The following is a 14,647-nucleotide window of genomic DNA, read 5'->3' as shown; positions in this document are numbered from 1 at the left end:
TCTTCGCCCTGTTCCATATAGAAAAAGATCTGCCTATATGATGAATTCGTCCGACTCCCACATTGATCCCGACGGCACCCGTCTTCCTATCAAACTCGACACGACTTCGAACGGAGAGTTCGAACCGGTGCCGTTATCGCCCGTGAATAATGCCGCAAATCACCTCGCCCACGAAGCGGCGGCTTTCAACGCGAAGCGTTTGGCTGTTTCACGAAGAGATTTCCTCATCTCCGCGTGCGGCGCGGCCTCCACGCTTCTTGCCTTCAATGCGGCAAACGCTGCGGCTGGCAAGTCAGGCGGATTTTTCGATCTGCCGCCTGAAGCTGCGCTTGAGCCGGCGCTCGCGCAAGCGTCTATCGGCGGCGGCAAGGAAGAATTCATCTTTGACGTGCAAGGCCACTTCGTGGACCCGAGCGGCACATGGCTGCGAAAACTCCCCGCCGGCAGCAATCCGTTAAGCCAGATGCCCAAGGCAGGCTGTGCGCTCGCGGCGGAACCCGGCTCGCGCAGCTACCTGCGCTGCCTCGGGCCCGAGGAATTCATCAAGGACGTATTCCTCGATTCCGATACCGACATGATGGTGCTCTCCTTCGTCCCCTCGAAACCCGATGCCGAACCGCTCACCATTCAGACGGCAGACGCGGTGCGCAAGATCGTCGACCGGATGGAAGGCATGCATCGCCTGCTGCTCCATGGACGCGTCAACCCCAACCAGATGGGCGATCTCGACGCAATGGATGAACTGAAAGAGCGCTGGGGTGTGTCCGCGTGGAAAACCTATACCCAATTCGGTCCGGCCGGCAAGGGCTACTTCCTGTCGGATGATATCGGCACCCGGTTCATCGAGAAGGCACGCAAACTCGGAGTCAAGGTCATCTGTATCCACAAGGGGCTGCCCTTCGGCCAGCAATCCTACGAACACAGTCAATGCGGCGACGTCGGCGTTGTCGCCAAACGCTTCCCCGACGTTGCTTTCCTGATCTACCACTCGGGTTTCGTCACCAGCGTCCCCGAGCGTGCCTTCGAGGGCAGGGGCGGGGATGACGGCATCGACACCCTGATCCGCTCGCTCATCGAGAACGGGGTCGCACCCAATAGCAATGTTTACGCCGAGCTCGGCAGCACCTGGCGCTACCTGATGCGCGACCCGGACGCTGCGGCGCATGCGCTGGGCAAGCTCCTGAAGTACTGCGGCGAGAATAACGTCCTCTGGGGCACCGACTCCATATGGTATGGCTCCCCACAGGACCAGATCCAGGCGTTCCGGGCATTCCAGATTGCGCCCGAACTACGAGCCAGGCACGGTTATCCTGAAATTACGCCCCAGCTACGCGCCAAGATCTTTGGACTCAGTGCAGCGAGGGTATATTCGATCAGCCCGGAGGAAGTGAAACGGTATACCCAGCGCGACCGAATCGCGCGCGAGCGGCTTGCCTACCTTGAGCATCCCGAGCCGCACTTTCTCACCTATGGACCCAAGACGCGGCGGGAGTTTCTTAGATTACCCGGAGCCGGACAACCCTGATCCATCAATGAATTGCACAGAGTTCTCCATGGAGTACCGGTCTCCATCAACTATCCGTCCACCCTCTCTACCACCGTCATTCCCGCGCAAGCGGGAATGACGGAGAAGTGATGTTAGCCATCTGTACATCCCTTAAAACCGCCCTCACATCTGCGCAGATTTATTCGAAACCCTCTCAATGTGCGTTAATTTGATGCCACCCATCGCAGCATCAAAGAATTATCGGCGTTAAGCTCCACCGAGGTTCCAAATTTTTTGCCTTCCCTGTTGAGGATATCCCTCAGCCAGGCGGCATCATTCGCAGATGCGCGATTTAGCCTGAACTTCTTAATCCGCATGGGCGTCATATGCAAGCTGATCAGATTACCGGTCGAGGACTCCGTCCTTGCAAAATACATCAGAGACAAATCTCCCCGGTATGCCTCATGCCCCGAAATCCCTTCATAGTCATTCAAGAAGTCGCCGCAACCATAAAGTATCAATTTTTTCTTATAAATTTCGATCCCTTTCACGTGATGGGATGAATGACCGTAAACGACATCCACACCGGCTTCATCAATCAATTGATAAGCAAATTCCTGTTGCTCATGCGGAACCTCGTAACCCCAGTTGTTGCCCCAGTGAATCGAAGCAACCACAATGTCGCCAGCGAGCTTCACGGATCCGATGCTATCGTGAATGCCCCGAACCGTTTTGGAAGAAAAGTCGCGCAACAAATTGACTCCTGGTCTTTCCGGCGAAGCGGCCCAGCTCCAGGGTATGCCGCTGGTTTCAGAACCGAACGAGAATACAAGCACCCTTCCCTTCCCACACACGGCTGACACCACGGGAGCCCGCGCCTCCTGAACATTCAAGCCTGCTCCCGCCATTTTGATGCCAGCCATTTTTAAGGTTTTCAGTGTCTCGGCAAGGCCCGAATATCCCCAATCCAGAACATGATTGTTTGCAAGCGTGCAGCAATCGATACCTGCCGCGGTAATACAAGGAATATTGTCCGGATGCATCCGGTAATTGACTGCCTTTTTCTCCACGTCATCGCTGCGGGTGACCGCGGTTTCGAGATTAATGAGGCGCAGGTCGGGCTTCCTTCGCTCCAATTCGGCAAGGGCGTCTCCCCAGATATAGGAAAAATCCACCGGCTTGGGAATTGGGCCGTTCACCTCTTCTGCAAGCTCCACGTAGCCATTGGCGCTTTTCATGTACCGCTCGTAAAGAAGAGGGTTGCCGGGATGGGGCAGGATCTGGTCAATCCCCCTGCCTGTCATGACGTCGCCGCATAGAAATAGCATGATGCCTGCAGCATCATGCTCGCGATCCTCCGCGTCGATTCCGGCTTCACCGGTGCTGGCGGTCATGCTGTGGATCATAATCGTCTGGGCTTCAATCGGACGAGCCATCATGGCGAATCCTGTAACAAGTGTAGAAAGGAGAAATTCGCGACGCTCCAGTCGTCGGCCAGTTGGAGCTTTTTTGGGTGTTCTCATGACAGTAATCAACAATCGCATGACTGTGATCTTTATGTTAGACGATAAACCAGAACAAGTTCGATATCCGCGAAGATTTGGCTTTGGCCTTTGATTGGGATATGCTTCCTTGCTATGCGCCTCTGGACCCTCCACCCCCGCTATCTTGACGCCAAAGGCCTCGTTGCCGCATGGAGAGAGGCGCTGCTGGCTCAAAAAGTGTTATCGGGATTAACTACCGGCTACCGGCATCATCCGCAACTTATCCGGTTCCGTTCGCATCCTCACCCGCTCCAGGCAGCAGGAGCATTCTTGTCGGGCCTCGGGGAGGAAGCCGAACGTCGCGGCTACCATTTCGATACCACAAAGATTTTAAAACCGGGGGTTGCAAGCCCTATTGAAGAAACGGAAGGGCAGCTACTCTTCGAATGGATTCACTTGAAAGAAAAGTTGCAAAAGCGCGCACCAATTCTCCACCAGCAGTTTCGCAGCATCATCATTCCGGAACCTCATCCATTGTTTCAAATCAACCCAGGGGAAATCAGCGAGTGGGAGAGACGATAACTTCATAATCCGTGATTCTTCGAGAAATTTTCCTTTTTAAATCGACAGCTATCATTTGTGGCAGCGTGTTATTGACGTGTTAGTTGAAAATGCAATGCGACCCCACCGAGAATGACATGATCCAGCTTTGATGGACGACGCACCCTCCTCACCGCGCTCTAGCGAACTCACGTTCTCGAAGTCGCGCCGCCGTGCCGTGGCGGTTCCGTTATACTATCTCAGGCGTGACACTGGAATGAGTGGCGATGTGACCTTAGGTGAATAATTTATGCGTTACTGGCTAATGAAATCGGAGCCTTCCGATGTAAGCATCGACGACCTTGCGTCGATGCCCAAGCAGACCGTCGCGTGGTATGGCGTACGCAATTATCAGGCACGCAACTTCATGCGCGACCAGATGCGCGTCGGCGATCAGGTTTTCTTCTATCATTCTAGCTGCGAACAACCGGGAATCGTGGGGATCGCCGAGGTCTGCAAGCGTGCGTATCCCGACGCCACCCAGTTCGATCCTGCCAGCAAATATTTCGATCCAAAGGCAACGCCGGAAACTCCACGCTGGTTCAATGTGGATGTGCAGTTTGTCAAAAAAACCCGCCTGGTCGGCATCAAGGAATTACGGAGCTACCCCGAACTGGCCAGCCTGCGCATCCTGCAAAAAGGCAGCCGCCTTTCCATCACGCCGGTAGACCCTGCAGAATGGAAATTCATTATGGGAATTTTGTGATGACCTGCTTTCAGCTACTGAAACCGTACAGCACAATTTGACGTGGAGTGGTGGCCAGCGTATTTGCTGTTGGGCACGATTGTCGGCTTCTTCGCCGGATTGCTGGGCATCGGCGGCGGATTAATCATGGTGCCGGTGCTTACTTTCATTTTCGGCGCCCAGCATTTTCCTCCTGATCGCATCCTGCACCTTGCCCTCGGCACTACCATGGCAGCGATCGTATTCACTTCCGTTTCCAGCTTGCGCACTCATCATGCTCACGGCGCCGTAAACTGGCAAGTCGTGAGATATATTACGCCGGGAATCATTGTCGGCACACTGGCGGGGTCAACACTGGTCAGCATGCTTTCCAGCCAGCTTCTGAGCATTATTTTTGTCGCATTCATTTATTACGCGGCTACCCAGATGCTGCTGAGAATTACTCCCAAGCCCAGCCGCACGCTTCCCGGCACGCTGGGAATGTTCGGAGCCGGCAGTATTATCGGTGCGATTTCCAGCTTTGTCGCGATCGGGGGAGGGTTGCTGACGGTGCCATTTCTTTCATACTGCAACGTCAGGTTGCAGCATGCCATCGGCACCGCCGCCGCGGTAGGCTTTCCCATTGCGGTGGCGGGAGCCATCGGCTACATTGCCAATGGCATGGCGCAATCCCAGCCGCTGCCGGAATACAGCCTGGGGTATGTTTATTTGCCGGCATTGGGGTGGATAGTACTGGCCAGTACATTGACCGCACCGTTGGGTGCGAAAACGACTCACGTTGTGCAGACCGCCACGCTCAAGAAAATTTTTGTGGTACTGCTTTATCTGCTGGGAACAAAAATGCTGATCGGATTGTTTGAATGAGCGTGCACACGGCTTGACAAGCGCTCAGACACTCAACCGCTCAGTCGACGAAGGGCTTCCTGATATTTCTCCGCGGTCTTGGCGAGAATATCCGGGGGCAATGGGGGAGCGGGCGATCTTTTGTTCCAGTCCTGGGTTTCCAGCCAATCGCGCACGAACTGCTTGTCATAGCTGGGCGGGTTTTTTCCCGGTGCATACTGATCCGCTGGCCAGAAACGGGATGAATCGGGAGTAAGCGCCTCGTCTATGAGATAAAGCTTGCCTGCGTCATCCTGGCCGAATTCGAACTTGGTATCCGCGATAATAATGCCTTTTGTTATCGCATAATCCGCCGCCTCGGTGTAAAGGGCGATGGCTTTATCGCGCACTTGCACCGCCAGATCCCGGCCCAATAGTTTCTCCATTTCTGAAAAGGAAATATTTTCGTCATGCTCACCCGCCGCAGCCTTGGTGGATGGGGTAAAAATCGCTCCGCAGGGCAATCTTGCGGCTTCCTGCAAGCCGGATGGAAGCGCGATACCGCAGATTGCGCCGGTTCTCTGATAATCTTTCCACCCAGAACCCGCGACATACCCGCGTACGATGGCTTCTATCGGCAACGATTTCAGCCGCTTGACCACAAATGCACGACCGGCCACCTGCTCGCGTTCCGCCTCTGTTACCACCGATTCGGAGACGATACCGGTGAGGTGATTGGGAATAATATGACCGAGCTTTTCAAACCAGAAACTGGATAATGCGGTCAGCAACCTTCCCTTGCCTGGTACCGGGGTTGGCAGAATGACGTCGAACGCGGAAAGCCTGTCTGTCTGAACAATCAACAGTTTGTCGTTATTCACCGCATAAATATCGCGCACCTTGCCCCGATGCAGCAGAGACAGGCTTTGTATGCTTGTTTCAAACAGTGCGGTTTGATCAGTCATGATTTCTGGAGATCCATGCCAGCCAGCGCCTGCTTGATTTCCAGCGCAAGCTGCAACGCCGCTTCGGTGGTATCGGCCAGCACGGTATAGTGGCCCATTTTCCGCCCGGGCCGGGCGGCAAGCTTACCGTATAAATGAAGCTTGACCGAGGGATGCCGCAGCACCTCCTCCCATTTCGGCTCCCCCCGCTGCCATAGATCGCCCAATAGATTCACCATCACCGCCGCACCGTGCATGGCGGTACTCCCAAGCGGTATGCCGCAAAGGATTCGCAATTGTTGCTCGAATTGGGAGGTGATACAGGCATCAATGGTGTAGTGGCCGCTGTTATGGGGTCGCGGCGCAATTTCATTGACCAGCAATTTGCGATGGGAGCCATCGGCGACCACAAAAAACTCCACGCACAACACACCTCGATGATCAAGCTTCTCCGCTATATCGACCGCGATCTCTTTCGCGCGATGAATAATCTCCGGTGATATTCTGGCAGGAACAATACTGACATCCAGGATACCATTGCGGTGCTGATTCTCGGACACGGGGAACGTAGCCACCTCGCCATCGAATCCACGCGCCACAATGACTGACACTTCACTCTCTAATGGCAACAATTGTTCCAGCACGCATGGCTCACGGTTAAAGCCGTTGAATGCGCCATCAAGCTCCGCCGCGCTATTGACTCGAATCTGGCCTTTACCGTCATAACCGAAACGGCTCACTTTGAGAAGCCCGGGGAACAATTCCGGATGCGCTTGCAACAACGCTTCGTTCGAGTTGTGCGAATTCTGAATTACCGCATACGGCACAGCCTCAAAGCCATTGTTCACGATAAATTTCTTTTCGAGAATGCGATTCTGGGCAACGGCTATACTGCTTGCGGCGGGACTTACCACGCCATGTTCAGCCAGGGTCCTGATGGATTCGGCCGGAACGTTTTCGAATTCCGTGGTAACACCCGCGCAGGTGGATCCCAGCTTATAGAGGGTATCGCTGTCGAGGTAATCGGCACGCAAATGCCGGTCAGCTATGGTGCTTGACGGGCTGTCTTTGGCAGGATCCAGTACAGTGACGCGGTAACCCATGCTGTGCGCGGCCATGATGAACATGCGCCCGAGCTGGCCGCCACCCAGGAGCCCCAGCATCGCGCCAGGCATGATACTCATAACTTGGGCAACGTCATGGCCGCCACCCTTTCTGCCTGGGTTTTACGGAACTCCGCAAGAAGCGTGGCGAGACTTATATCCTCCACCGCTAACAGCGCCGCCGCGAACAGGCCTGCGTTGAATGCTCCCGCCTCACCGATGGCGAAGGTAGCAACGGGAATGCCTCTAGGCATCTGCACGATGGAAAGAAGCGAATCCATTCCCAGAAGCTGTTTGGACGTAATCGGCACGCCGAGCACCGGCAGAACAGTTTTGGCGGCAATCATTCCGGGAAGATGCGCCGCGCCACCCGCACCGGCGATAATGCATTTCAGGCCGCGCTCGACCGCGGTTTCAGCATATTCGAACATGCGGTCCGGTGTGCGATGGGCGGAAACCACCTCGGCTTCGTAAGGCACATCAAAATCCTTTAATATACCCGCCGCATGCTTCATCACTTCCCAGTCGCTATTGCTACCCATGATAACGCCAACCAGGGGTTTTTTCATTTAGTACCTTTCAGTAATCAGTCACGCAGATTGTTCTTTTTGGGGGCGGCGTCCGCCAGATCCTCCAGATCCTCGAGGTAGGGATAACGCACATGCCCATAGCGAATAACCAGCACCGCCACCGCGACAAGCACTATCGAGCCGGATACGCCCAGCAACCGGATATTATCCATTTCCTTGATGTCCACAATCACATAGCGCGCCATGGCCACCATTGCAATATAAAGGGGAAATCGCACCGGCAGTTTGCCTGACTCGAAATATAAGCCCACCATGGTCAGGATTTCCAGATAAAGAAACATCAGCAACAAATCCGCCAGACTGACTCTGGCGTTGTTGATCATCAACATGGTTTCCTGGTAACCCGCATATATCGTGGCAAGCGCGATAACGACCAGCCCGGCGCCTTCAAAGAAGTACAGGGTTCGGCGGGAATAGGTAGCGGTACGAGGATGCAGCATATTTTCTTGGCGGAGACTGTCAGGATAAGAAAATGACAATACTACCTTTTCCATATGACAATTCCAATTTCGGCTTGAAGCTGACGAATTGTCTGAGTTTATTTAGTCCGTGAATATTTCACGCTGAGCTTTCAGCCTTGCCAGCAGTTCCGTATCCACCCATCCGCCGCCACCGGTATCCCCCTCGAATACTATAAATGGCTGCGTTGGCTCGCCCAGATCCGACAACACTACCGCTGCACCCGTGAAATCCTGCGGGCGAGTGTACTCGTTGACCGTAATCACGGTATCGAGGCCCGCGGCAAGTGATGCCCTCAGTCCGTTTTCCGAATCCTCCACCGCGATGCATTGCTCCGCCGGCAAACCCAGTTGTTCCAGCACCCAGTGGTAAATATCCGGCTCGGGTTTTTTCCCCGCAACGATATCACCCGCGCCGATGACGTCAAACCAGCTAGGTGAATCTTCACCCAAGGTGGATTTTAACAAGGACGTTACATTTTCCGGCGTAGTCGTGGTTGCAATGGCAATTTTTATTTTAGCTTCGCGCAACTGGTGTATCAAACGGGCGACACCTGGGCGCAATGGTGTTTCCCCGCGTTCAAGCAGGGCCACATAGTGTCTCGTTTTGGCCTTGTGCAAACCGGCGATCCAGCTATCCAGTTCAGCTCTGTTCAATTCAGCTGGCGCATATTTTTCCATGTAATGACGGATACGCTCTTTGCCGCCAGTGATGGCCAACAACTCTCCATAAAGCTCGACATCCCATTCCCAGTCAAGACCGAGTTCCTTAAACGCGGCATTGAAAGCGAGGCGATGGCCATCCCGCTCGGTATCAGCCAGCGTGCCATCAACGTCAAACAGTACCGCGCGGACGGAGTTATCTCTATACGACTTCATTTGTAATATTCCTATCCTCTTGCGACGCGTCGCAATCATCAATTTTAACCTTGAAACCCGGGGCGCAGCTCGCACGCTGCAAGCGATCCGCTATTGCCATCCAGGCGTGGTCATCGGGAGGCGCTTCGATCAATAAGCGGTCGAAGCGATCGTGATCCAATCGGCGCAAGGTTGCATACAACCGGCTGCCGTAGATTTTGGGTTCCGCAGGCATGGCAAAGTGGAGCAAATTTTTCCTTTCCGGAAGGTTGGGATTCTGACCTGACCACGTCATTATTCCCATGCGCATTCCTTCCGCCTCCAACTCGAGCGCGCGCCGCCACAAGGACTCCGTGGGCCAGAGCTCCAGCGGCGTTAACGGCGCGTAGTGGGAGGCAAGGGAGCCCGGCACGCGCACAGCTTGATTCTTCTTCCCGGGCACGATGACTTTGCCACCCAGCACCTCCGCCAGCGCTTCCAGGGGAATGCCGCCGGGCCGTAATACGAGAGCGGCTTGATCGTTAAAGCCGACAATTGTACTTTCCAGGCCAACCTTGCAAGCCCCGCCATCCAGAACCATGTCTACGGCGTCGCCCAATTCCTCGCGCACATGGGCTGCCGTGGTAGGACTTAACCGCCCGAACCTGTTGGCCGAAGGGGCGGCAAGGGCTCCCTCCGGTCCCAGCGCTTTCAACAGGGCAAGCGCAACCGGATGATCCGGCACCCGGAGTCCGACAGTGTCCTGGCCCCCTGTTACATTTTCAGGCACATGGCGGCTACGCGGCAATATCATAGTCAGGGGTCCTGGCCAGAAGGATTCAGCCAGCCGCCAAGCCTGCTCCGGTATCTCTCGCGCCCAGTGATGCAATCGGGATGAATCTGCAAAATGAACAATTAGCGGATGATCCACAGGCCTTTTTTTGATTTCAAAAACCCGCCGGACTGCGGAAAAATTGGAAACCTCCGCTCCAAGCCCATAAACCGTTTCCGTCGGGAAAGCCACTATCCCGCCAGCCCTGAGCAGGGCAGCGGCGGCAACAATCTGATCATCGTCGTTCGGCGTCATCTGCGGATCATCCGTGCCGACAGGACTGCGTGATCGGAAATTTTGGACCAGGGGCGGCCCTGGTGCACCTGCGCGTTTTGTACGTGGAAGCCGCGCACATAAATGCGATCAAGGCGGAATAACGGCAAAACGGCGGGAAAGGTGCGCGCAACCCTCCCTCCCGTCAACTCGAATGCCTCGGTCAGGTGTAGCCGCTTAACCAGAATGCGGCTGGCCATCTCACGCCAATCATTGAAGTCCCCGGCGATGACAAGCGGCGCATTCTGCGGTACCAGTTGCTCGATATGCTGTTCCAGGGCCTGCAATTGTTTTGATTGCCCCCGTTTGAATAAGCCCAGGTGAACACATATGCAATGCAGATTCTCCGGCCAGCCCGGAATACCAATTTCGCAATGAAGCAAACCGCGGCTCTCGAAACGATGCGCGGAAACGTCCAGGTTATTCCAGTGCATTATCGGGTAACGGCTTAGAATCGCATTGCCATGATGCCCTTCGTCGTATATCGCGTTTTTTCCGTAGGCAAAATCTGACCACACCGAATCGGCCAGAAATTCATGCTGCGGACCGCGTGGCCAATTTTCGAAGCGGGCCGCATGCCCGGTATGCTGTCCGACCACTTCCTGCAGAAAGATGATATCGGCGTCGAGGGCCCGCAAATTTTCGCGCAGCTGGTGCACCGTCATGTGCCGCTTGAAATGCGAAAAACCTTTATGAATATTATAGGTGGCAATATGCAGCTTATCGGGCATGTGATGGGCGTCGGGCTTGGCCAGGAAGATTGCCCGGAGGTTTGGTATCAATGTCGCGCGGAAACACCTGTTTCCATTCAATCCTCGAAGAATGGTGCCTTTTCATCCCGGATAATCCATCAGGATGCGAGATGATGGCAAGGCAGGTTGCCTGGCAGCTTTGGCGGTGGGAAGAAATCCATAGGGCAAGCGGCGAGAATGGCCGCAACCCGGCCGACAGGGCTCGGGTAGGATGGAAGAGCCGTCGAATGGATTATCTGGGTTCATGACTATGAAGCCTCCAGCATCCGTTCCAGTGCAAGCTTCGCAAGCACCGCCTCGGCCACCGGCACCTTGATCTGATTCACCACCTTTCCCGCCACAAGATTTTCCAGCGTCCAGGCCAGATGCTGTGGATCGATGCGGGCCATGGTGGAGCACATGCATATCGTCGGCGCCATGAACTGTACTATTTTCCCTTCCGGCTTGAATTCCTCGGCGATGCGGCCAACCAGATTCAATTCTGTACCCACCAGCCAACGGGTTCCTTTTTCCGCATCACGAATGGTATTAATAATATATTCGGTGGAGCCGACGAAATCGGAATTCTTGCATACCTCGAAACTGCATTCCGGATGTGAAATCACCTTTCCATCGGGGTACTGGTTGCGGAAGCGCAGGATATGCTGCGGCTGGAACATCTGGTGGACGGAACAATGTCCCTTCCATAATAAAATTTTGGCTTTCCTGATTTGTTCCGGCGTCAGCCCACCCATCGGCTCATCAAAATCCCATACCAGCATTTCATCCAGCGGGATTCCCATCTTGTGACCGCTCCAGCGCCCCAGATGCTGGTCGGGGAAAAATAACACCTTCTCACGCCGGGAAAAAGACCACTGCAAGATCTTGACCGCATTGCTGGAAGTACAAACGATACCGCCATGCTCACCACAAAAGGCTTTCAGGTCGGCGGCGGAATTGATATACGTCACGGGCGTGATCGTCTCGTCGGGCTCAAGCACTTCCGCCAGTTCGCGCCACGCTCGCTCCACCTTGGAAAGGCTGGCCATGTCAGCCATTGAGCAGCCGGCGGCCAGGTCGGGCAGGATGGCGATCTGCTCCGGCTTGGATAGAATATCGGCTACCTCAGCCATGAAATGCACGCCGCAAAATACAAGATAGTCCGCTTCCGTCGCGGCAGCGAGACGTGAGAGCTTCAGGGAATCACCGGTGAGATCGGCATGCTTGTACACATCCGCCCGCTGATAGTGATGCGCAAGTATGACTGACCGCTTACCCAGCGCGGCTTTGGCCTCAATGATGCGTTGCTCGCAATCATCGTCCTGTAAAGTGTCATAACGTTCAAAAGCAATGGCTTCTGCTTGCATGGCTACTCCCGTTTATTCCTTGCCCATCGGAAAATACATCGAACCCTATAAGACCGGCACACCGGCTATCGGTTCTATCGGATTCCTGTTTTCCCTTTATTCATCCCCTGCCCTCTCCCGTCCATCCATCCGCCGCCAGCTTCCGTATCGCCTCCGCATTACTGGGAGAAAATACCTTTTCCGCCGCTTCTCGCCAAGGCAGCCACACAAAATTCAAATGCTCTCGTGCAGCCACCGAGACGGGAACGGGTTCGGGCAATAGCAAGGTGAAAACATGCTCGGTATTGCGCGTCACTTCCGGCGCGTAGCGCCAGCGCCACTCCTTATAAATTTCATATTCGTTCTGAATGTTGCAATCGCTTAGCGGGTAGCGGGTTGCATCCAGTCCCGTTTCTTCGGCCACTTCCCGCACAGCCGTTTGCACAAGTGTTTCACCCGGATTCTGGCTACCCGTCACCGACTGCCAATATCCGGGATGATCGGTTCGCTCCAGCAGAAGCACCTGCATATCGGACGTATGGATCACTACCAGAACGGAAATCGGGATTTTATACATTTTCACCCCGGATGCAGAGATTCAAGTTAAGCCGGCAAATGGTTCCTACCGTCCGGATTCCAGCAGTTCAACCTTTAACCCTTAACTCCTAGCCTTTTAGCGCTTCCACGTGCCGCAACTTGATATGCAGTTCCCGCAACTGCTTTTCACCCACCGCACTGGGCGCGTGAGTCAACAGACATTGGGCGCGTTGAGTCTTGGGAAAGGCTATCACATCACGGATCGATTCTTCACCCGTCATCATGGTAACTACGCGGTCCAGACCGAACGCGATGCCGCCGTGAGGCGGTGCGCCATATTGCAGCGCTTCCAGCAGAAAACCGAATTTTTCATGTGCCTCTTCGGCCCCGATATTCAAGGCACGGAATACTTTTGACTGCACGTCCTGGCGATGAATACGCACCGAACCGCCGCCGATCTCCGATCCGTTCAGTACCATGTCGTACGCCTTGGATAAGGCTCTTCCGGGATCGGTTTCCAGGAGGTCTTCGTGACCATCGGCGGGCGAAGTAAAGGGATGGTGCAAGGCTTTCCAGCGATTTTCCTCATCATCATGCTCAAACATGGGAAAATCGATCACCCACAAGGGCTTCCATCCGGATTCCGCAAGCCCCCGGTCATGTCCGGCCCTGGCACGCAGCGCTCCCAGCGCCTCATTCACCACATGTGCCTTGTCCGCGCCAAAGAATATGAGATCGCCATCTTTTGCCCCGGTACGCGCCAGGATGACGTTTACCACCGCCTCCGGCAGGAATTTGAGTATCGGCGACTGCAAGCCCTCAAGACCTTTTTCCAGCGCATTCACTTTAATGTAGGCAAGCCCTTTCGCGCCGTATATCGCCACAAAACTGGTGTAGTCGTCGATCTCCTTGCGCGATAATTCCCCGCCCGCCGGAACCCGCAGCGCCGCCACACGCCCGCCCGGTTTCTGTGCCGCCTCGCGGAAAACCTTGAATTCCACCTCCTTCATCACGTCGGTAAGCTCCGTCAAAACCAGCGGCACGCGCAAATCGGGCTTGTCGGAACCATACCGGGACATGGCTTCAGCGTATGTCAAGCGCGGGAAAGGGGTCGGAAGATCGATATTCATTACGCTTCTGAACAAACCGCAAATCATCTCTTCCATCAGTGCCATGATCTGAGCTTCGTTCAGGAAAGACGTCTCGATATCAATCTGGGTGAATTCGGGCTGGCGGTCCGCGCGCAAATCTTCGTCACGAAAACATTTGGTGATCTGATAATAGCGGTCGAACCCTGCAATCATCAGTAATTGTTTGAATAACTGCGGCGACTGCGGCAATGCAAAGAAATGCCCGATATTGACGCGCGAGGGTACCAGATAGTCGCGCGCGCCCTCCGGTGTCGATTTTGTCAGCATCGGCGTTTCGATATCGATAAAGCCGTGCTGATCGAGAAATACGCGAACCGCCATTGCCACCTTGTAGCGCAAACGCAAGTTTGCCTGCATCTGCGGACGCCGTAAATCGAGATAGCGGTGTTCCAGACGCACGGCCTCACTCAGGTTTTCGTCATCCATCAGAAACGGTGGCGTCAGCGAGGCGTTGAGGATCTCGATAGACTGTACCAGCACCTCAATTTCACCGCTGACGAGATTGGGATTAGCCGTGCCGGCGGGACGATGCCGCACTGTGCCCATAATTTCCAGCACGAACTCATTACGAATCTTTTCCGCACTTTGGAAAGCCGTCACATTGTCCGGGTCACACACCACTTGCACCAGACCCTCGCGGTCGCGCATATCAATAAAAATAACGCCGCCGTGATCGCGGCGACGATGCACCCAGCCGTAAAGAGTGACTGTCTGGTTCAGATATTTAGCATCAATGAGGCCGCAGTAGTTGGTGCGCATGGCGTGTCG

Annotated in this window: 16 protein-coding genes; 5 read left to right on the top strand and 11 right to left on the bottom strand. The window is 54.8% G+C overall.

Going from position 1 to position 14,647, the window contains the following annotated elements; translation table 11 throughout:
• Positions 1 to 37 precede the first annotated feature (37 nt).
• Positions 38 to 1,525 carry an amidohydrolase family protein gene (locus tag EBAPG3_RS05245; protein WP_004176346.1) on the top strand — a complete coding sequence of 496 codons (1,488 nt, stop codon included), beginning with the start codon at positions 38 to 40 and terminating at the stop codon, positions 1,523 to 1,525.
• A 185-nt stretch (positions 1,526 to 1,710) separates the two neighbouring features.
• Here EBAPG3_RS05245 and EBAPG3_RS05240 read toward each other — a convergent pair whose 3' ends face one another.
• The gene (locus tag EBAPG3_RS05240) at positions 1,711 to 2,925 is read right to left on the bottom strand and encodes a CapA family protein (protein ID WP_004176345.1); all 1,215 of its coding nucleotides are present in this window, start codon (positions 2,923 to 2,925) and stop codon (positions 1,711 to 1,713) included.
• Positions 2,926 to 3,123: 198 nt separating this feature from the next.
• On the opposite strand from EBAPG3_RS05240, the gene EBAPG3_RS15550 reads away from it, so the two are divergent.
• The 3 genes from EBAPG3_RS15550 (at position 3,124) to EBAPG3_RS05225 (ending at position 5,119) form a co-directional block, all read left to right on the top strand.
• Positions 3,124 to 3,552 (top strand): pyrimidine dimer DNA glycosylase/endonuclease V, encoded by a 429-nt coding sequence (locus EBAPG3_RS15550; RefSeq protein ID WP_004176343.1) that lies wholly within the window; start codon positions 3,124 to 3,126, stop codon positions 3,550 to 3,552.
• Positions 3,553 to 3,820: 268 nt separating this feature from the next.
• On the top strand, positions 3,821 to 4,276 hold the full coding sequence (locus EBAPG3_RS05230) for an EVE domain-containing protein (RefSeq protein ID WP_004176340.1): 456 nt from the start codon (positions 3,821 to 3,823) through the stop codon (positions 4,274 to 4,276).
• A 42-nt stretch (positions 4,277 to 4,318) separates the two neighbouring features.
• Positions 4,319 to 5,119 carry a sulfite exporter TauE/SafE family protein gene (locus EBAPG3_RS05225; RefSeq protein ID WP_040851792.1) on the top strand — a complete coding sequence of 267 codons (801 nt, stop codon included), beginning with the start codon at positions 4,319 to 4,321 and terminating at the stop codon, positions 5,117 to 5,119.
• Positions 5,120 to 5,151: 32 nt separating this feature from the next.
• Here EBAPG3_RS05225 and EBAPG3_RS05220 read toward each other — a convergent pair whose 3' ends face one another.
• Genes EBAPG3_RS05220 through EBAPG3_RS05190 form a run of 7 tightly spaced genes read right to left on the bottom strand, consistent with a single transcriptional unit; the run spans position 5,152 to position 10,845 of the window.
• A complete protein-coding gene (locus EBAPG3_RS05220) occupies positions 5,152 to 6,042 on the bottom strand; it encodes a phosphoribosylaminoimidazolesuccinocarboxamide synthase (RefSeq protein WP_004176336.1) in 891 nt (296 codons plus the stop codon).
• Positions 6,039 to 7,205 (bottom strand): 5-(carboxyamino)imidazole ribonucleotide synthase, encoded by a 1,167-nt coding sequence (locus EBAPG3_RS05215; RefSeq protein WP_040851789.1) that lies wholly within the window; start codon positions 7,203 to 7,205, stop codon positions 6,039 to 6,041. The genes EBAPG3_RS05220 and EBAPG3_RS05215 overlap by 4 nt, the downstream gene beginning before the upstream one ends.
• Complete coding sequence (gene purE / locus EBAPG3_RS05210) at positions 7,202 to 7,693, bottom strand: 5-(carboxyamino)imidazole ribonucleotide mutase (protein WP_004176333.1); 492 nt, start codon at positions 7,691 to 7,693, stop codon at positions 7,202 to 7,204. The genes EBAPG3_RS05215 and purE overlap by 4 nt, the downstream gene beginning before the upstream one ends.
• A 17-nt stretch (positions 7,694 to 7,710) precedes the next feature.
• Positions 7,711 to 8,208, bottom strand: a complete 498-nt coding sequence (locus tag EBAPG3_RS05205; protein WP_004176331.1) for a phosphate-starvation-inducible protein PsiE — start codon at positions 8,206 to 8,208, stop codon at positions 7,711 to 7,713.
• Between the two features lie 48 nt (positions 8,209 to 8,256).
• Positions 8,257 to 9,051, bottom strand: coding sequence for an HAD family hydrolase (locus EBAPG3_RS05200; RefSeq protein ID WP_004176330.1), 795 nt, complete (start codon positions 9,049 to 9,051; stop codon positions 8,257 to 8,259).
• Positions 9,038 to 10,096, bottom strand: a complete 1,059-nt coding sequence (locus EBAPG3_RS05195; RefSeq protein ID WP_004176328.1) for an L-threonylcarbamoyladenylate synthase — start codon at positions 10,094 to 10,096, stop codon at positions 9,038 to 9,040. Before EBAPG3_RS05195 ends, EBAPG3_RS05200 begins: the two co-directional genes overlap by 14 nt.
• Positions 10,093 to 10,845 (bottom strand): endonuclease/exonuclease/phosphatase family protein, encoded by a 753-nt coding sequence (locus EBAPG3_RS05190; RefSeq protein ID WP_004176327.1) that lies wholly within the window; start codon positions 10,843 to 10,845, stop codon positions 10,093 to 10,095. The genes EBAPG3_RS05195 and EBAPG3_RS05190 overlap by 4 nt, the downstream gene beginning before the upstream one ends.
• A 131-nt stretch (positions 10,846 to 10,976) precedes the next feature.
• Between EBAPG3_RS05190 and EBAPG3_RS15140 the strand changes: the two genes are divergently transcribed.
• Complete coding sequence (locus tag EBAPG3_RS15140) at positions 10,977 to 11,114, top strand: hypothetical protein (RefSeq protein WP_004176324.1); 138 nt, start codon at positions 10,977 to 10,979, stop codon at positions 11,112 to 11,114.
• Here EBAPG3_RS15140 and nadA read toward each other — a convergent pair whose 3' ends face one another.
• The 3 genes from nadA to aspS all read right to left on the bottom strand — a co-directional run bounded on the left by nadA (position 11,115) and on the right by aspS (position 14,638).
• On the bottom strand, positions 11,115 to 12,212 hold the full coding sequence (gene nadA, locus EBAPG3_RS05180; RefSeq protein WP_004176323.1) for a quinolinate synthase NadA: 1,098 nt from the start codon (positions 12,210 to 12,212) through the stop codon (positions 11,115 to 11,117). It lies immediately after the preceding gene.
• A gap of 100 nt (positions 12,213 to 12,312) precedes the next feature.
• Positions 12,313 to 12,768: a dihydroneopterin triphosphate diphosphatase gene (gene nudB, locus EBAPG3_RS05175; RefSeq protein ID WP_004176322.1), complete on the bottom strand. Its 456-nt coding sequence runs from the start codon at positions 12,766 to 12,768 to the stop codon at positions 12,313 to 12,315.
• 88 nt (positions 12,769 to 12,856) lie between these two features.
• On the bottom strand, positions 12,857 to 14,638 hold the full coding sequence (gene aspS, locus EBAPG3_RS05170; protein ID WP_004176319.1) for an aspartate--tRNA ligase: 1,782 nt from the start codon (positions 14,636 to 14,638) through the stop codon (positions 12,857 to 12,859).
• Positions 14,639 to 14,647 lie beyond the last annotated feature (9 nt).

The organism is Nitrosospira lacus (genome assembly GCF_000355765.4).
Lineage (GTDB): Bacteria > Pseudomonadota > Gammaproteobacteria > Burkholderiales > Nitrosomonadaceae > Nitrosospira > Nitrosospira lacus.
Note: the sequence above shows the minus strand (reverse complement) of the source record. Positions and strands in the feature narration are given on the sequence as shown.